Annotated in this window: 14 protein-coding genes; 5 read left to right on the plus strand and 9 right to left on the minus strand. The window is 65.7% G+C overall.

Translation table 11 applies throughout. The features are described from left to right. The 3 genes from ACED18_RS08715 to ACED18_RS08725 all read right to left on the minus strand — a co-directional run. A partial coding sequence (locus tag ACED18_RS08715; protein WP_377291157.1) for an ATP-binding cassette domain-containing protein occupies nt 1–369 on the minus strand: 369 nt, incomplete at its 3' end. A 241-nt stretch (nt 370–610) separates the two neighbouring features. After that, complete coding sequence (locus ACED18_RS08720; RefSeq protein WP_377291159.1) at nt 611–1,696, minus strand: ABC transporter ATP-binding protein; 1,086 nt, start codon at nt 1,694–1,696, stop codon at nt 611–613. 33 nt (nt 1,697–1,729) lie between these two features. Beyond that, entirely contained in the window at nt 1,730–3,274 is a 1,545-nt protein-coding gene (locus tag ACED18_RS08725) for an FGGY-family carbohydrate kinase (protein ID WP_377291161.1), read from the minus strand. A gap of 266 nt (nt 3,275–3,540) precedes the next feature. Here ACED18_RS08725 and ACED18_RS08730 point away from each other — a divergent pair, with 266 nt between their 5' ends. Beyond that, entirely contained in the window at nt 3,541–5,265 is a 1,725-nt protein-coding gene (locus ACED18_RS08730; protein WP_377291163.1) for a glycerol-3-phosphate dehydrogenase/oxidase, read from the plus strand. A 174-nt stretch (nt 5,266–5,439) separates the two neighbouring features. On the opposite strand, the gene xylB is transcribed toward ACED18_RS08730, so the two are convergent. After that, nucleotides 5,440–6,912, minus strand: coding sequence for a xylulokinase (gene xylB, locus ACED18_RS08735; protein WP_377291165.1), 1,473 nt, complete (start codon nt 6,910–6,912; stop codon nt 5,440–5,442). Between the two features lie 345 nt (nt 6,913–7,257). Here xylB and ACED18_RS08740 point away from each other — a divergent pair, with 345 nt between their 5' ends. After that, nucleotides 7,258–8,250, plus strand: coding sequence for a sugar-binding transcriptional regulator (locus ACED18_RS08740; protein WP_377291167.1), 993 nt, complete (start codon nt 7,258–7,260; stop codon nt 8,248–8,250). 23 nt (nt 8,251–8,273) lie between these two features. On the opposite strand, the gene ACED18_RS08745 is transcribed toward ACED18_RS08740, so the two are convergent. Continuing rightward, nucleotides 8,274–9,485: an AI-2E family transporter gene (locus tag ACED18_RS08745; RefSeq protein ID WP_377291169.1), complete on the minus strand. Its 1,212-nt coding sequence runs from the start codon at nt 9,483–9,485 to the stop codon at nt 8,274–8,276. A 459-nt stretch (nt 9,486–9,944) separates the two neighbouring features. On the opposite strand from ACED18_RS08745, the gene ACED18_RS08750 reads away from it, so the two are divergent. From ACED18_RS08750 to ACED18_RS08760, 3 genes are all read left to right on the plus strand, one after another. Next, entirely contained in the window at nt 9,945–11,645 is a 1,701-nt protein-coding gene (locus ACED18_RS08750; protein ID WP_377291171.1) for a long-chain fatty acid--CoA ligase, read from the plus strand. Between the two features lie 206 nt (nt 11,646–11,851). Beyond that, nucleotides 11,852–13,477, plus strand: coding sequence for a glucose-6-phosphate isomerase (gene pgi / locus ACED18_RS08755; protein ID WP_377291173.1), 1,626 nt, complete (start codon nt 11,852–11,854; stop codon nt 13,475–13,477). Nucleotides 13,478–13,600: 123 nt separating this feature from the next. Then, the gene (locus ACED18_RS08760; RefSeq protein ID WP_377291175.1) at nt 13,601–14,107 is read left to right on the plus strand and encodes a hypothetical protein; all 507 of its coding nucleotides are present in this window, start codon (nt 13,601–13,603) and stop codon (nt 14,105–14,107) included. A 9-nt stretch (nt 14,108–14,116) separates the two neighbouring features. Here ACED18_RS08760 and ACED18_RS08765 read toward each other — a convergent pair whose 3' ends face one another. From ACED18_RS08765 to pyrC, 4 genes are all read right to left on the minus strand, one after another. Then, complete coding sequence (locus ACED18_RS08765; RefSeq protein WP_377291177.1) at nt 14,117–15,175, minus strand: glycosyltransferase family 4 protein; 1,059 nt, start codon at nt 15,173–15,175, stop codon at nt 14,117–14,119. A gap of 133 nt (nt 15,176–15,308) precedes the next feature. Beyond that, a complete protein-coding gene (locus ACED18_RS08770) occupies nt 15,309–16,238 on the minus strand; it encodes a carbohydrate kinase (protein WP_377291180.1) in 930 nt (309 codons plus the stop codon). A gap of 56 nt (nt 16,239–16,294) precedes the next feature. After that, nucleotides 16,295–16,993, minus strand: a complete 699-nt coding sequence (locus ACED18_RS08775) for an orotate phosphoribosyltransferase (RefSeq protein WP_377291182.1) — start codon at nt 16,991–16,993, stop codon at nt 16,295–16,297. 97 nt (nt 16,994–17,090) lie between these two features. Continuing rightward, nucleotides 17,091–18,128, minus strand: coding sequence for a dihydroorotase (gene pyrC, locus ACED18_RS08780; RefSeq protein WP_377291184.1), 1,038 nt, complete (start codon nt 18,126–18,128; stop codon nt 17,091–17,093). Between the last annotated feature and the right edge of the window lie 202 nt (nt 18,129–18,330).

An 18,330-nucleotide genomic window follows, 5' to 3' on the forward strand; every position in this document is an offset into this window, starting at 1 on the left:
GATCGCCTCGACGCGGCGCTTCACCTCCGCCTCCCCCACGCCGCGGTTGCGCAGCGGGAAGGCCAGATTGTCGTAGACCGTCATCGTGTCGTAGACGACCGGGAACTGGAAGACCTGCGCGATATTGCGCGCTTCCGTCGACGCCCGCGTCACGTCGCGCCCATCGAACAGGATGCGACCCTCCGAGGGCGTCACGAGCCCGGAGATGATGTTGAGCAGCGTGGTCTTGCCGCAGCCCGAAGGGCCGAGCAGCGCATAGGCCCCGCCATCCTCCCATTCGTGATGCACTTCCCTCAACGCATAATCCTTCGGTGCCGAGGGACGGATCCCGTAGGCATGGCGGATATGATCCAGCGTGATGCGCGCCATCGTTCCTCCTTGCGAGAGCATGACGGGCCCCTCCAAAGGCTCGCCCGTCCCGCTCCTCCTGCAAACAGCCGGCCCCGAAGACCTGCCGCATGCGCTTCGACGTCTCGTCCGGGCCGGCGTCTTTGCGCGCCATCACCCGTCCCGTTCCCCTATCCCGCCACCAAAACCGTGGCCGGGACATTCCCTCATGCCGCCTGCGCGGTCGTTCTCTTGTCACGCGGCTTTCGCCGGTATTCCCTGTTCACGCGGCCTTCGCCGCTGGCCCAACGACCGCCCGCCCGTCCGGCGCAAAGGCCATGAGGTGGTCGAGATGCACGAAGAGCGTGATCTCCCGGTCCGGCTCGATGTCGTGGATGCCGTGTGCCAGGAGCACCAGGCTCGTGCCGGCAAAGGACACATGCACGAAGCTTTCCGAGCCCGAGATCTCCGAGACCAGCGTGCGGCCCGTGATCGGCGCGGACGCCCGGCCTTCCGGGGCGGCGAGCGACACGTGGTGCGGCTGGAAGCCCAGCGTATAGGATCCGTCCGCGATATGGGCGAGATGTCCCGGCACCGGCAACACCGCCGCCCCGCCCGAGACGAACTGGCCGCCCCGCTTCTCCACCGCGATCGCATTCAGCGGCGGGTCCGAGAAGGTCATGGCGCTGACGAGATCGGCCGGGCGGCGATAGACATCCACCGTCGGCCCGAACTGCGTCACCCGTCCCTCCGACAGCGTCGCCGTGTTGCCGCCCAAAAGAAGCGCCTCCGACGGTTCCGTTGTCGCATAGACGAAGATCGCCCCGGATTCGGAGAAGATCTTCGGCAGTTCCGCCCGCAATTCCTCGCGCAGCTTGTAGTCGAGGTTCGCCAAGGGCTCGTCCAGCAGCACCAGCTTCGCCTTCTTCACGATCGCCCGCGCCAGGGCCGTGCGCTGCTGCTGGCCGCCCGAAAGATTGAGCGGCGTGCGATCGAGGTAGGGCGTCAGCCGCAAAAGCTCCGCCGCCTTCCTCACCTCCCGGTCAAGCGTCGCCGCATCCACGCCCGCGATCCTCAGCGGCGAGGCGATGTTCTCGTAGACCGTCAGCGAGGGGTAGTTGATGAACTGCTGGTACACCATCGCGACCGACCGCTTCTGCACCGCGACACCCGTCACATCCACCCCGTCGAACCACACGCTCCCCGACGTCGGCCGATCCAGCCCCGCCATCAGACGCATCAACGACGTCTTCCCGCTCAGCGTCGGACCCAGCAAAACATTCAAGCTCCCACGCGACAGAATCAAATCCGTCCCGTGAACATGAACATCCCCACCAACAACCTTCCGAACACCACGTAACTCAAGCATGACGTCTCTCCCCTACCGTCCCGGTCCTGCGGCTCAGCTTGCCGCGGCCATCGGCTGCGGGTCGTCCTGGCTTGCAGACCATACGTCGGCGACGGCATCGATGGCGCGCAGGTAGGCGCGGTACTTGCGCTCCAGGATGGCGGCGCGGTCGGCGTGGGGTTCGAGGCGCTGCTCGATCTTCACCATGCGCGCCATGGCCTCGCCCATGTCGGCGTAGCGGCCCGTGGCCACCGCCGCACACATGGCGCCGCCCTTGGCGCCGAACTCGCTGCCATTGGCGATCTCCACCGGCAGGCCGAGGCCGTCGGCAAACATCTGCGCCCAGACGACGCTGCGCGAGGGGCCGCCGGCAAGGCGAATGAGGCCCGGCTTGGCCGCATCCGGGCCGGTCAGCAGGTAATCCATGTCGTAGCGATGGGCGAAGACGACGCCTTCATAGACGGCGCGAACGATATCGGCGAGCTGCGCGCCGGCCTTCAGGCCGAGGAAACCGCCCGGCGTGCCGCGCGGGCCGTCGAACAGGAAGGGAAAGAAGAGAATGTTGTTCTGCCGCGGCAAGACCGCCGCCACGAGATCGTTGCAGATGTCATAGACGCTGCGGCCTTCCAGCAGGGCGCGCTGCGCCTCCGCCGACAACATGGTCTTGCACAGCCATTCGAGATTGCTGGCCGAGGTCGGCGTGGCCGTCGTGGCCATGATGTGGCCACCGAAGGGATAGGGCACCTGGATGTGCGGCAGCGGATCGAGCGCCGGGCGCGCATGCAGCGTCGAATGGATGGAGAAGGTGCCGGCCACCGCGGCCAGCTGATCGCGGGTCGCCACGCCGGACGACAGGGCGCAGCCCACGACATCGTAGACACCGCGCACGACAGGCGTGCCAGCCTTCAGCCCGGTCTCGGCGGCAGCCTTCGCGCTGATATGGCCGGCGATCTCGGTGGAGCCGCCGATCGGAGCGAGCTTGTCCAGCCAGTTCTCGATGCCGGCGGCCTTGAACGCCTCGTGCGCCACGTCGCCCCTGTTGACATTGAGAATGCCGGCGCAACCGGCATCGGTCGGATCGGTGGAGATGTCGCCCGTCAGGCGCAGGCGCAGGAAATCCTTGCAGGACAGGACATGGGCCGTGCGGGCCGCGACCTCCGGCTGGTTCTTCTGGAACCAGGCCATGATCGCCAGCGACTGGCCCGGCCAGATCTGCTGCTGGATATGGCTCTGCACTTCGGCGGCCACGCCGGAGCGGCGCCAGGCATCGATGAGCGGAATGCTGCGCGTATCGGTGGAGACCAGCGCGTTGCGGACCGGCACGCCATCGCGATCGACCAGATAGATGCCGCCGCCATAGCCGGACGGCGTGACGGCGATGATGTCGGCCGGATCGGTCCCGGTCTTCTCAAGCAGGGCCCGGACGCTCTCGCAGGTGGCGCGCCACATGCCGTCGGCATCGCGCTCCGTCCAGCCATCCTGCGGCAACAGCATGACATTCGGCCGGCGTTCGCAAGCCAGCTCATTGCCTTCGAGATCGAACAGCACGACCTTGGTCATCGTGCCGCCGGCGTCGACTCCGACGAGGCGTTCGCGCATGATTGTCCTCCTCAACCGTTCCGCCGGCTCCTCAACCAGCGCACGGGGACTTCAACCCCGCTCGGCTTTTCATTCTGGAAGCTAGGCTATTGGACGGAACCGAATTGTCAATCGGGATTGTAAGAAAGTTTTTTACAAAAATAAGCCAATGAATTTTATGGTGATTTTCACAATCATCAAAAATCGTTCGCGCTTTTCCGCTTCCAAAGGTAATAATCTACCATTATAGCACGAACCGGAAAACAGGTGGACTGGGGGAGACAGGCATGCGCACGAGAGACGAGGCGATCGCGGCAGTCAGGGCAGGGGCGAACGAGCCCGCCATCATCATTGCCGGCGGCGGCATCAATGGTATCGGGCTTTACCGCGACCTCGCCCTTCAAGGTGTTCCCGCCGTCCTGGTCGACAAGGCCGATTTCGCGTCCGGCACGACGGCAGCACCTTCGCGTCTCATCCACGGAGGACTGCGCTATCTCGAAACAGGCGAGTTCGAGCTGGTGCGCGAATCGGTCGTCGAGCGCAACCACCTGATCCGCAACGCGCCGCATCTGGTCAAGCCGCTGCCCGTCTGGGTGCCGGCCTTCAACTGGTTCGGCGGCATTCTGTCGGCCGGGCTGCGTTTCCTGAAACTGAAGAAGACGCCGGGCGCAAAGGGCATCCTCGTCGTCAAGCTTGGCCTCGTCTTCTTCGACCGCTTCGGGCGGAAGAACCGGATGATGCCGGATCACCGGCTGGTCTCGCGGGCCGAGCTGGCGCGACGCATGCCGGGGCTTTCGCCGCGGGTGACGGCCATTGCCGAATATTACGATGCGCGGCTGACGCATCCGGAGCGGCTGGCGCTGGAACTCGTCGGCGACGCCGAGCGCGACTGCCCGCAATCCGTCGCCGTGCCCTACATGGCGTTGGCCGGACATGCCGGCGACACGGTCACGCTGCGCGACGAGATCAGCGGCGAGGAGGTCACTGTCCGCGCGAAGCTCGTCGTCAACTGCACGGGCGCCTGGGCGGACGAGGCTGACGGAAAGCTCGGCATCGACAAACGGCTGATCGGCGGCACGCGCGGCTCGCATCTCGTCATGCGCCGGCCGGACATCGCCCGCCAGCTGGGTGACGGCATGCTCTATTTCGAGACCCGGGACTTCCGGGCCTGCCTTGTCTATGCGCTCGATGACGACCTGATCCTGCTCGGGACCACCGACATCCGCGCGCAAAACCCGGATACGGTCGCCTGCTCGGACGAGGAGATCGACTACCTCTTCGACGTGCTGGACCAGGTGCTGCCGAATTCCAGGGCAAAGCGCGAGGAGATCGTCTTTGCCTATGCCGGCATCCGTCCCCTGCCCTATAGCGGAGAAGGTGCGACGGGCGCGATCAGCCGCGACCATTCGTTGAAGGTCTTCGAGCCGGATGACAAGCGGCGCTTCCCGGTGCTGACGCTGGTCGGCGGCAAGTGGACGACCTATCGCGCCTGCGCCGAACAGATCGCCGACGAGGTGCTGAAGCGGCTGAACCTGACACGGACGCGCTCGACGCTCGATGCCGCGATCGGCGGCGGTGCGGGGCATGCCCGCGAGGCGGCGGCGCGCAACCGGCAGATCGACGAGGTCGCCCGCGCCAACGGGCTTGATACGGCGATCGCCGCCAGGCTCGTCAACCGCTACGGCACGCAGGCCGGCCTCGTCGCGCAGGCGATCGCCGCGCCGGGCGGACGCGAGACGGTGGATGATCGCGGCCTTTATCATGTGGGCGAGATCGGCTGGATTCTCGCCAACGAGCGTGTCACGCGGCTTTCCGACATCGTGCTCAGGCGCACGCTGATGCCCTTTGAAGGTGCGGTCACGCTTGCCGGACTGGAGCGGCTGGCGCAAATCGCCGGCCACCATCTCGGCTGGTCACCGGAGCGGCAGGCGCAGGAGGTGGCGCAGACCGCAGATCGTCTCGCCACACGCCACCGCGTGCCGCTTTCGCCCCTGAAGGCCGCCGCCGCCTGACACCGATTTCATCTTGCGAGGCCGGCGCCCCGCGACAGCACCATCCCTGGCCGGGGATGCGTCTCTCCCATCAAGAGACCCCGGTCCTTTGCAGCCGACACTCCCACCGGAGGTCGGCTGCTTTTTTGCGGCACATTCGGACGCCGCAGCGGCCGGGCCGAAGGTGGAAATCGTCTATCCCGCCAGTGCGATCGAGGTGCGGCGCACCTCCGGCATCACGGACATCCAGGTATCATAGGCCTCGCCATAGGCAGGAACGAGGTTCGCGACGGGGCGGATGACGCGCTTGATGCGCGGTGCGGTGAGCACCGAATCGGGTGCAGCACCGGTTTCGGCGATCATGCCGAGGCGGGCAGCGCCGAAGGCCGCACCGAGCTCGCTTGCTTCGGGCACCTTCAACTCCACATTCAGTGCCGTGGCCAGCATGGAGAGCCAGAGATCGGAGCGCGAGCCGCCGCCGATGGCGAGCAGGCTGTCGAAGCGTGTGCCGGTGGAGCGGAAAGCATCGGCGCATTCCTTCATGGCGAAGGCCACGCCCTGCAGAACAGCGCGGGCCAGCACCTGATCGTCGGAGGCATGCTGCAGGCCGATCAGCGCGCCGCGGATCTCGGCGTCGGCGCGTGGCGACCAGCAGCCGTCGAGGAAGGGGACGAAGAGGACAGGGCTCGGGGCCCCCAGCTCCGTTCCGAGTTCGGCGACCAGATCGGCGGCCGGCTTGCGCACGAGGCGGGAGAGCCAGTTGACGCAGGACGTCGCCGAGAGGATGACGGACATCTGGTGCCACGTGCCGGGCACGGAATGACAGAGCGTTTCGATAGCGTGTTCGAGGCTGGGTCGCGCTTCGTTCATGGCGACGAAAAGCACGCCGGAGGTTCCGAGCGAGATGGTGCCCTCGCCGTCGTGGATGACGCCCGTGCCGCAGGCGCCACAGGCATTGTCGCCGCCGCCGGCCGCGATCACGGGGCGGCCCGCAATGCCCCAGCGGGCGGCCAGTTCGGCGCGCAGCCGGCCCGTGGGGGCTGTGCCTTCGTAGAGGGTCGGCATTTGTTCGCGGCGCATGTCGGTCGCCGAGAGCAGCGTATCCGACCAGTCGCGGCGGGCGACATCCACCCACATGGTGCCGCTGGAATCGGCGAGATCGGACGCCTTGTCACCGGAGAGGCGCAGCCGAACGTAATCCTTCGGCAACAGAACGGTGGCGATGTCGGCGAAGAGGGAAGGTTCGTGATCGCGCACCCAGGCGAGCTTCGGCGCAGTGACACCGGGTGTGGCGCGCCGACCGGCGATGCGGCGCAGATCCGGCGCGCGGCGCTCCAGATCCTCGCATTCGCGCCCCGTGCGCGTATCGTTCCAGAGGATGGCGGGGCGCAGCGGCCTATCCGCCCTGTCCAGCATTGTGGCGCCATACATCTGGCCCGACAGGCCGATGCCCTTCACCGCCGACATTTGGGCCGGATGCGTGCGCGCCAGACCGTCGAGGCTTTCGCAGACGGCGTCCCACCAGAGATCGGGATGCTGTTCCGACCAGCCGCGATGCGGACGCGAAACCTCCAGCGGGCGGGAGGATTGTTCCGCCACAAGACCCTGTGCCGCATCGATCAGGATGGACTTGACCCCCGAGGTGCCGAGGTCGATGCCGAGATACATGCTGTCTCCTCCCACGGGTTTCGGGCACCCGACAGCCCCTGCGGCCGTCGGCCACCTCCTCGTGGCGTCGGCAGCGTCGTCGTTGCCGGAAACTGGCCCGGTGCGAATGCGCACGGCACCGTGGGAACAGGCGTAAGCCTGCACCCCGGCAGCAAAAGGCAAGATGAACCGGCTGTCCTCCCAGACAATGGCGAACAGTGTTCCCGCAGGCCGCAAGCTTGTCAATGACGTTTTCCAGAGTGTCATGGCATACGTCATCATCGCCTCGCCGCCCGGACCGCGATCTGGACTCACCGGGTGAAAACTGCAACATCAGGACCTTGCAGGGAGGATTTCGTAAGCGCCATGGGCGACGGAAAGAAGGACGACAGACAGCCACGCCGGCGCATGCCGCCCATGCAGTTCGGGGCCGATCTGCCGCTGTGGACCGCCTGGCTTTATTACGAGGAACGATTGAAGCAGGACGAAATCGCCGCACGGCTCGGCATTTCCCGCGCTTCGGTTTTCAACCTGCTGCAGAAGGCGCGCGAAGACGGCATCGTCACCATAACCATCGATCCGACGCGGCTCGAACGTGCCGATCTGTCCATGGCCCTCAAGGAGCGCTGCGGTCTCGACGAGTGCTTCGTCCTGCCGGCGAGCGGCACGGGTGCTCCGGTTCATGAAAGGCTCGGGCGCCTCGCCGCTCGCATTCTCGAACAGAAGCTTGCCGACGACGATGTGATCGGGGTGGCGTGGGGCCGCACCGTGATGGCGCTCTCCCAGGCGCTGGCCCCCGCCCATATGCCGGGCGCTACGGTCGCGCAGGTCACGGGCAGTTCGATTGCGACCTACGACTTTTCACCCGAACTGTGCACATCCAACATCGCGGCACGCCTGAATGCGCGCTGCGTTAACCTGCATGCGCCGGGCGTTGTCTCCAATGCCCGGATGAAGGCGCTGCTCATGCAGGAACCGATCGTGGAACAGCATTTCGCGCTGTTGCGGCAATGCACCAAGACGCTCTTCGGCGCGACACCCCTGACAGGCCCGACACTCCTGGAAGACAGCGGCGTGATGACCGACACGGTCCTGCGCGAGTATCTTGACGCGGGCGGCGTGGGCTTTGCTTCCGGCTACGTGTTCGATGAGGCCGGAAGGATCATCCGCACAGGCTTCGACGATCGCCATCTCGTCATGCCGCTCGAGGATTTTCTGTCGGTGCCGGACCGGATCTGCGTGGCCGGCGGACCGGCGAAAATCCCGGCGCTTGAAGCGATGATCCGGGCGCGGATCGCCACCATTCTCATCACCGACCAGGATACGGCCAGGGCACTGGCGGAGCGCTTTCCCGGCTGATCAATGCCCTCAGGAGGCGGCCTTCAGGAGGCGCGCGCCTTGCTCTTCGGCTTGGCCGGAGCGGTGGGGGCCGGATCGTGGTGGATGATCGCCTCGTGCTCTGTCACCACGGGCTGGGCCGCTGTCTCGCGGATCCATTCACGCCAGATGGCAACGAGCAAGGCCATCAGCACCGGGCCGACGAAGAGGCCGAGGAAACCCATGGTTTTCACGCCGCCCACCAGGCCGAAGAACGTCGGCAGGAAGGGCAGCTTGATTGGCCCGCCAACAAGGCGCGGACGCAGCGTCTTGTCGACGATGAAGAGTTCGGTGGAGCCCCAGACGAACAAGGCGAGGCCTTCGATCGCCGAGCCGCTGGCCACGAGATAGATCGACACCAGCGTAAAGGACAGCGGCGCTCCTCCGGGGATCAGCGCCATGATGCCGGTGATGATACCGAGCGTGACGGGAGACGGGACGCCGGCCAGCCAATAGGCAATGCCGAGCACGATGCCTTCGCCGATGGCGATGATGCCCATGCCTGTGACGGTGGAGGAAATGGTCAAGGGCACGACGCGCGACAGGCGCTCCCAGCGCATGGGGAAGATGCGCTCACCAAGCACATCCACCTGACCCGCGAACCGCTCGCCGTCCAGATAGACGAAGAACAGCGAGATCAGCATGAAGAGGAGCGTCAGGAAAGACTGGAAGGCCGAGACGCCGACCGCCAGCACGCCGCGATAGATGTTGCCGATGTTGGAGCCGCTGACGAGCTGGACAAGCTCGCCGAAAGCGCCGGGATGGCCGACATGGCGGACCCACTGCTCGCCGAGCCAGGCGCCGACACCCGGCAATGCCAGAACCCAGGCCGGCACATCCGCCCCTTCTGCATTCGCCCGGATGGCCCAGGTGGCCCAGGTCCGCACCTCATCGACAGCGTAAGCCGCAGCTATCGAAATCGGCACCACGATGAAGGAGACGACGAGCAGGATGGCGATGGTTGCCGCGATCGGCCTGCTGCCGCCGACCAGCGCCAGCAGGCGGCGATAAAGCGGCCACGAAGCAAAGCCGATGACGAGCGCGGCGAGAACAGGAACAAGGAAACCGTGGAAGAAATAGACGCCGGCGAGAATGATGAGGAGCAGCGCCCAGCGCGCGGCGGAAATGGGCAATACCAGCGCGGAGCGCGATGCAGCGCTCTGCTGCCCCAGCAATCGCGGCTCGACGATCCGGGGTTCGTTGTCACGCCTGCTCACACGCTTCTCCTCTTGGGCTGCGCTGCCTTTGCTGCGTCAGCATCTCCTATCCTCATAGCGCCCGCCGCGTGCGGCGACAATGGCCGCCGTCCGTCCTGCGCCAAAGCCGGATCGGCTCGTGCCCGGCGCGCTCTTGCAGCGTTGCACACCGGCTGCCGGATGCTCCTGCCACGCGTCGAGAGACCAACGTACCCGCACAGCATGTCAATGCTTTGGCACCCTCGCGGATTTTTGAAGAACCGCCGAAAGCTGCTTGCGGCTCCCGGATATTGACGTTTACGTCCAAGTTATATAACGCTCTTGCGAACGGAGCGGGGCATGTCGTGCCTTTACTTTCCGGGTGGACATGAGGGAGCATGTCCAGACGAACAAAGCCATCGTGGCCCACGGCGCTTGCCGCGACGACCGGCCAGATGGGAAGGCGGGGAATACCGCCTGGAAACAATGGGAGGAAGAGACATGCCGGACACTCTGATCGACACCGCTTCTGTCACCGCGCCCAAGCCGTGGTCTGCCTCCTATCCGCCGGGCGTGCCGGCGACCATCGCGCCGCTTGCCTATCATTCCATCGGGGACCTCTTCGAGCAATCGGCCGGCCGCTTTGCCGAGCGCCCCGCCTTCACGTGCATGGGCAAGACGATCACCTATGCGGAGCTTTCCCGGCAGAGCCTCGCCGTCGCCACCTGGCTGCAGGCCAGCGGCCTGAAGAAGGGCGACCGCGTGGCGGTCATGATGCCCAACATCCTGCAGAACCCGGTGACGGTTTTCGGCATCCTGCGCGCCGGCTGCACGGTGGTCAATGTCAACCCGCTCTACACGCCGCGCGAACTCGAACACCAGTTGAACGATTCCGGTGCGAAGGCCATCTTCGTGCTCGAGAACTTCGCCCACACGGTGGAGCAGGTGCGCGGGCGCACCGGCCTGCAGCATGTCGTGGTCACCAGCATGGGCGACCTGCTCGGCCTGAAGGGCGTTCTGGTCAATCTTGTGGTGCGAAAGGTCAAGAAGCTGGTCCCGGCCTGGAATCTTCCGGGTCACGTGCCCTTCCGCAGCGTGCTGTCGCGCGGCCGTTCGGCCACCTACAGCCGGCCTGTGGTGACCGCGAGCGATGTCGCTTTCCTGCAATATACTGGCGGCACGACCGGCGTTTCCAAGGGTGCGACGCTCACCCATTCCAACCTTCTGTCGAACCTCGCCCAGATCGAACTCTGGTTGCAATCGGCCTTTATCCGCAAGCCGCGCCCGGAGCACCTGACCTTCATCTGCGCGCTGCCGCTCTACCATATCTTCGCATTGACGGTGAATGCGCTCATGGGTCTGTCGACCGGCGGGCATAATGTTCTCATCCCCAATCCGCGCGACATTCCGGGCTTCGTGAAGGAACTGCAGAAGCTGCATTTCCACATCTTCCCCGGCCTCAACACGCTGTTCAACGCACTAATGAACAATGCCGATTTTGCCCGGCTGGATTTCTCCGGGCTCATCCTGTCGCTCGGCGGCGGTATGGCCGTGCAGAGGCCGGTGGCCGAGCGCTGGAAGGAGATGACGGGTTGCCCGATCGCGGAAGGCTATGGCCTGTCGGAGACATCGCCGGTTGCCACCGCCAATCGCTTTGATTCCGATTCCTTCACCGGCACGATCGGGCTGCCGCTCCCCTCGACGGAAATCGACATTCGCGACGAGGACGACCGCAGCCTGCCGCCGGGCGAGGTCGGCGAGATCTGCATTCGCGGCCCGCAGGTCATGGCCGGCTACTGGCAGCGGCCTGACGAGACGGCGCGCGCCATCGGTCCGGACGGCTTCTTCCGCTCCGGCGACCTCGGCTACATGACGCCGGACGGCTACACGAAGATCGTGGACCGCAAGAAGGACATGATCCTCGTTTCCGGCTTCAACGTCTATCCGAACGAGATCGAGGAAGTGGCGGTCACCCACCCCGGCATTCTCGAGGCTGCCGCCATTGGCGTGCCGGACGAACATTCGGGCGAGGCCGTGAAGCTCTTCGTTGTGCGCCGTGACGAGGCGCTGACGGAAGCGGACGTCAAGGCACACTGCGCCGGCGCGCTCACCAACTACAAGCGCCCGAAGTACGTGGAGTTCCGGACCGAACTTCCGAAATCCAACGTCGGCAAGATCCTGCGCAAGGATCTGCGCGGCTGATCGGGCTCTGTCTGCGCGCCCCGGCTCATCGGCGGGGCGCGGAGATTTGGCAGGCGTGCATGCCTCACCTCGCCGCAGCTGCCAGCGGCCGCTAAACCGATTTAAATTCCTTTCTTGAAATGCCCCTCGCCGGGGTCTTCGGGCTTGATTTGGCGGTGACAAACCGACTAGCTATCGCCATCCGATGTCACGAGAGGACGTGCTCCATGAAAGCCCTTGTCGATCAGTTGAAAGCCACCGCCGCCGAAACCAAGGCAACGGATATCAGAGCTGCCTTTGCGGCCGATGCCGGGCGTTTCGACCGGTTCAGTGCGCGCCTCGACGATCTTCTCCTCGACTACTCCAAATGCGCGGTGAATGACGCGGTGCTCTCCGGGCTGGAAGCGATCGCCGTTGCCGGCAAGGTGGCGGAGAAGCGTGACGCAATGTTTGCGGGCGAGCCGATCAACTTCACCGAAGGCCGCGCCGTGCTGCACACCGCGCTGCGCAATCGCTCCAACACGCCGGTACTCGTCGATGGCAAGGATGTGATGCCCGACGTGAACGGCGTGCTCGCCGCCATGGGCGCCTTTGCCGACAAGGTGCGCTCGGGCGCGCTGACCGGCGCAACGGGCCGGAAGATCACCGATGTCGTCAATATCGGCATCGGCGGCTCGGATCTCGGCCCGGTGATGGCGACGCTGTCGCTTGCGCCCTACCACGATGGTCCGCGTCTGCACTTCGTCTCCAACGTCGACGGCGCGCATATCGCCGACACGCTGAAGCTTCTCTCGCCGGAAACCTCGCTCTTCATCGTCGCGTCGAAGACTTTCACGACCATTGAGACGATGACAAATGCCAAGTCGGCCCGCGCCTTCATCGCCGATGCGCTCGGCGAAGCCGCGGTCAAGGATCACTTCTGCGCCGTCTCCACCGCGCTCGACAAGGTCGCCGCCTTCGGCATCGACACGGCCCGCGCCTTCGGTTTCTGGGACTGGGTCGGCGGTCGCTACTCGATCTGGTCGGCCATCGGCCTGCCGCTGATGATCGCCGTCGGTCCGGACAATTTCGCGGACTTCCTCGCCGGCGGCCACGCGATCGACCAGCACTTCCGTACGGCACCCTTCCGCCAAAACCTTCCGATGCTGCTCGGCCTCATCGGCTACTATCATCGCAATGTGCTGGGATACCCTTCGCGCGCAATCCTGCCCTATGACCAGCGCCTGTCGCGCTTCCCGGCCTATCTCCAGCAGCTCGACATGGAATCGAACGGCAAGGGCGTGACGGTGGACGGCACGCCGGTCGAGGGCGAGAGCGGCCCGGTGGTCTGGGGCGAGCCCGGCACGAACGGCCAGCACGCCTTCTACCAGCTCATCCACCAGGGCACGAGCATCATCCCGGCCGAGTTCATGATCGCGGCCAATGGCCACGAGCCGAAGCTGCGCCACCAGCACGACCTTCTGATCGCCAACTGCCTTGCCCAGTCGGAAGCCCTGATGAAGGGCCGCACCTTCGACGAGGCAAAGGCGCAGCTGACGGCCAAGGGTATGGATGACAGCCAGGCCGATTTCATCGCGCCGCACCGCGTCTTCACCGGCAATCGTCCATCCCTGACGATCGTCTACGACAAGTTGACGCCCTTTGCGCTCGGGCGCCTGATTGCGCTTTATGAACACCGCGTCTTCGTGGAAGGCGCGCTCTTCAACATCAACTCCTTCGACCAGTGGGGCGTGGAGCTTGGCAAGGAACTGGCGACGGGCCTGCTGCCGGTCGTGGAAGGCAAGGAAAGCGCCGAAGGGCATGACGCCTCGACCGCCGGCCTCGTGAAGGCCTTGCTCGCCGCCAAGGCCTGACGGTCTTTGCCCACGATGTCTCCGGCCGGTCCCATACGGGCCGGCCGGTTTTCCCACCCGGCTTGCTTCAACCGGTCGTCGTGATAGCGTCGGCTTCTGTGCATCCTCACGGACGGACCCGCCATGAAGCGCCTCGCCTGCCTCAGCCTGCTCCTGCTCGCCGCGCCGGCGGCGCTTGCCGAAGACCTCTTCGATCATAACGGCTCGATCATGGCGGTTGACTATGCGAGCGGCACCATCGCCTACAAGGTGGTGAAGGCATCGATCAGCAAGACGATCACGCCCGGCGCCATCGTGTTTTCCGGCAGCATCGAGAAGGGCAAGTTTGCTCAAGGGACCGCCTACACCTTCCGCCGCGGCTGCCCGGTGGCGCCCTATGCCGTTTCGGGTCGCTATGACCCGTCCCTGCCCGGCTTCGTGCTGACGGGCGCGGCGCCGCATCGCGGCAAGACGGGTTGCGCGGTGATCAGCTACGAGACGGACAATCCGAATGCCCGGCTGGTCTTCATCGATATCGCCGCGCGCGACGGGACGGCGAGCGCAGCCGTCGAGAACGAGGTCAAGGCCACCGCGAAGACCGGCGGGCCCAACACGGCACCGAAGCCGCTGACGCCCACCGCGACACCCTGAGGGCGCAAGTCAGCGCAGGCTGAGGCGGCGCTGGGCGAAGGTTCCGCGCGGCACGCGGGTGAGGTTCGACAGGAATTCGCGGGCCGAGGCGCGCCAGCTGTAGGTCATGGCGCGGGCGCGCGCCGTCTCGCTGGAGATTTCCAACGCGGCGAGCGCGGCTTCGTGCAGGTCTTCCGAGAGCGCACCGGCTTCGCCCAGAACGTCGCGGGGTGCCGTCACCGGGAAGGCGGCAACGGGAACGCCGCTCGACAGCGCCTCAAGCATCACATTGCCGAAGGTGTCGGTGCGGCTCGGGAAAACAAAGACGTCGGCCGAGGCGAACACGGCTGCCAGTTCCTCGCCGGTCTTGCGGCCGAGAAAATGGGCGTCGGGATAGCGCTGCTTCAGCGAGGCGAGATCCGGGCCATCGCCGACGATGACCTTGCTGCCGGGCAGGTCGAGGCCGAGGAAGGCGGGCAGGTTCTTTTCCACCGCCACGCGGCCGACATTGAGGAAGATCGGGCGCGGCAGGCCGAGATCGCGGCGCTTGGCGGGGTTGAAGAGCGTGGTATCGACACCGCGCGACCAGCGCTTGATGCGCACGAAGCCGCGTGCGGCCATTTCGGCGGCCAGCGTTTTCGTCGCCACCATCATGCCGTCGCCGGAATTGTGGAAGCGGCGCAGCCATGCATAGCTCCAGCTTTCCGGGATCGGCAGGCGGGCGCTGATGAATTCGGGGAAGCGCGTATGGTAGGCCGTGGTGAAGGGCAGGCCGCGATCGATGCAGACCCGGCGTGCCGCCATGCCGAGCGGGCCTTCGGTGGCGATGTGGATGTAGTCGGGCGCAATCGCCTCGAACTCGGCCAGCACCTGACGCTTGGAGGCGATTGCCAGCCGGATCTCCGGATAGGAGGGCAGCGGCACGGTCGTGAATTTCTCCGGCGTCAGGAAGACCACGGAGATCCCGTCATCGGCCAAAAGACGGCTCAGCTCTTCCAGCGTCTGGACCACGCCGTTCAGCTGCGGGCGCCAGGCGTCGGTAACGACGAGAACCACCGGAGCCCCCTCGGCGGGGGCTTCCATTGTCATTGCGCCGGGCTCAAACGCGCCGGTCGCAGTCGATTCGGATGTGATGTGATCGCGCATGGCCCTTTTGACCATGCTGCGATGACAGGCGAATGAACCATGCCGGGGACGACCGGGTTCAGCGCCTGACCCGGGCTCAGGCGAGGCCGATTTCGCTCGCCCAGGGTGGATTGGCGCCGGCGCGGGACACGGTGACGGCGGCGGCCTTGGCACCAAGCGTCAGCGCCTTGGCGATCTGCTCTTCGGTGAGTGCGGCCACCTGCTGCTTGGTCAGCAGGTTCTGCAGCTTCAGCGAGGCCAGCACGCCGGCATCGAAGGTGTCGCCGGCGCCGACCGTATCGGCCACCGTCACCTTCTCGCTGCCGACTTCCACCTTGTGGGTGGCCGTATAGCCGGCCGCGCCATCGGCGCCGCGGGTCACCACCACGAGCTTGGCGCCATGGTGCAGCCAGTGGCGCGCCAGCGTTTCCTCGTCACCCTCCAGCCCGAACCAGGCAAGATCCTCGTCCGAGAACTTGATGATGTCGGACATGCCGGCCATGCGCCGGATGCGGGCGAGATGGGCGTCCTTGTCCTTGATGAAGCCGGGGCGGATGTTCGGGTCGAGCGAGATGACGCGCGTTGCGTGCTCGCGAGCCATCAGCGCCTCGTAGGTCGCGCCGCAGGGCTCCGGGATCAGGCTGATCGCGCCGAAATGCAGCGCCTCGCAATCGGCACCGAGCGCCGGCAGCTCGGCCTCGGTGATCATGCGACCGGCCGTGTTCTCGTCGTAGAAGGCATAGGTGGCGTGGCCATCGACCAGCTTGACGAAGGCGATGGTCGTGGGGCGCGAGAGCGTGGCGCAATAGCTGTAGTCGACATGGCTCTTCTTCAGCGTGTCGCGCAGGATGTCGCCCATCATGTCGTCGGAGAGCCCGGTGAAGAAGGCGGAGGGCACGCCGAGGCGGCCGAGCGCGATCGCCGTGTTGAAGATCGCACCGCCGGCATAGGGCGCATAGGCATCCTCGCCGGCCGTCGATACGCGCGGCAGCATGTCGATCAGGGCTTCACCGCAACACAGGATCATGACTTCCTCCGTTCTTCGCCGCAGCCTGCGGCGTTCTTGTCTTGGACCGCGGCTTGTCAGCTCGTCGGCAGGGATGATGCGCCGCCATGGGCTTCAGACCAAGCCAGCGGGGCGTTGATGAATTCTTCGACCGAGGCGAGCGTGGCATCGTCGAACAGCGCCTTGCGGCGGGCGACGGCGAGCACGTTGCGCCAGGTGGCAATGTGGTGGAACGTGACCTTGTTGTTGGCAAAGCGCTGCTCGGCTTCCGGAAAGAGGCCGTAGAAGAACAGCGCCATGGCATGGTCCACCCGGCCACCGGCGGCGCGGATGGCATCGATGAAGGTGAACATGGAAACGCCCGCCGTCGTCAGGTCCTCGATGACCAGCACGCGCGCGCCTTCGGGCATGTGGCCCTCGATCTGGGCATTGCGGCCATGGCCCTTCGGCTTCTTGCGCACGTAGATCATCGGCAAAGCGAGGCGGTCGGCCAGAAGGGCTGCGAAGGGGATGCCCGCCGTTTCGCCCCCGGCGATCACGTCGAACTGCTCGAAGCCGACCTCCGACAGAAGCGTCGCGCAGGCGAAGTCGATGACGGCGGAGCGGATGCGCGGATAGGAGAGGAGCTTCCGGCCGTCGATATAGACCGGGCTCGCGAGGCCGGAGGCGAGCTTGTAGGGTTCCTCCGGGCGGAAATGCACCGCGCCGATCTCCCACAGCATGCTGCCGAGCAAGTCGCCCATCACGGATTTTTCGGGAAAGCTGTTGGAAAACATCTGCGCGCTCCTCAATGGCCTGACGATGAAAGCCGCATAGCAGCCCGGCCGGAGAACGGCCAGACGGCGCGCTGGCGAATTTCACGCGTCAGGCACATCAGGCAACATCCCAGTGGAGAGGGAACATCGGATCGAAGACAGTCACCGGACCCGCACCCGTCTCGATCTTTGCCGGGAAGGTCACCGGCTCGGCGCGCTTGACGAGGCGGATCGTCTCCTCGTTCGGCTTCAAGCCGTACCAGGCGGGGCCGTTCAGCGAGGCGAAGGCTTCGAGCCTGTCGAGTGCCCCCTCCTCCTCGAAGACATGGGCAAGGCAGTTCATGGTGTTGATGGAGGTGTAGATGCCGGCGCAGCCGCAGGCGCATTCCTTGAGGGGATCGACATGCGGGGCGGAATCGGTGCCGAGGAAGAATCGGGCATCGCCGGAGGTGGCAGCGGCGCGCAGAGCCAGGCGATGGCTTTCCCGCTTGGCAACCGGCAGGCAGTAGTAATGCGGCTTGATCCCGCCAACCAGAATGGCGTTGCGGTTGATGATCAGGTGATGGGTGGTGATCGAGCCAGCGAGATTGCCGGCGGAGGAGCGGATGTAGTCGATGCCATCCTTCGTCGTGACGTGCTCCATCGTCACCTTGAGCTCCGGCAGACGCTTGCGCAGCGGATCGAGCACCGTTTCGATGAAGACGGCTTCGCGGTCGAAAATATCGACCTCCGGCGTCGTGACCTCGCCATGCACGCAGAGCGGCAGGCCGATGGTCGCCATGCGCTCCAGCACCGGCATGACCTTGTCGAGATTGCGCACGCCGCCGTGGGAATTGGTCGTGGCGCCGGCCGGGTAGAGCTTGACCGCCGTGATGAGCCCGGTTTCCTTGCCGCGCGCGACATCGTCGGCCTCGGTGTGTTCGGTGAGGTAGAGCGTCATCAGCGGCTCGAAACGGTCGCCGGCCGGGATGGCCTTGACGATGCGGTCGCGATAGGCGCGCGCATCGGCCGTCGTCACCACCGGCGGCACGAGGTTCGGCATGATGATGGCGCGGGCGAAGTGCCGGCTCGTATCGCCGATCACGCCTTCCAGCATCGCGCCGTCGCGCAGGTGCAGGTGCCAGTCATCTGGGCGGCGGATCACGAGGTCAGACATCGGCAGGCTCCTTGAGAACGAAGAGGGCGGCTTTGCGCCGGCTTCCCCATCCGGGAAAGCGGTGCGGCCGGTTCATCGTCCGCTTATCATTCCGGGCGACGAACGCCAATGTGTGCGTTGGGCTGGCGCCGTGCCGCGTGGCGCAGAGCACGCCGCAGTCCGGCTTGCCAAGGGTCCGGCTTGCCAAGGGTCCGCCTTGCGA

The organism is Rhizobium sp. SG2393 (genome assembly GCF_042610495.1).
Classification (GTDB): domain Bacteria; phylum Pseudomonadota; class Alphaproteobacteria; order Rhizobiales; family Rhizobiaceae; genus RU20A.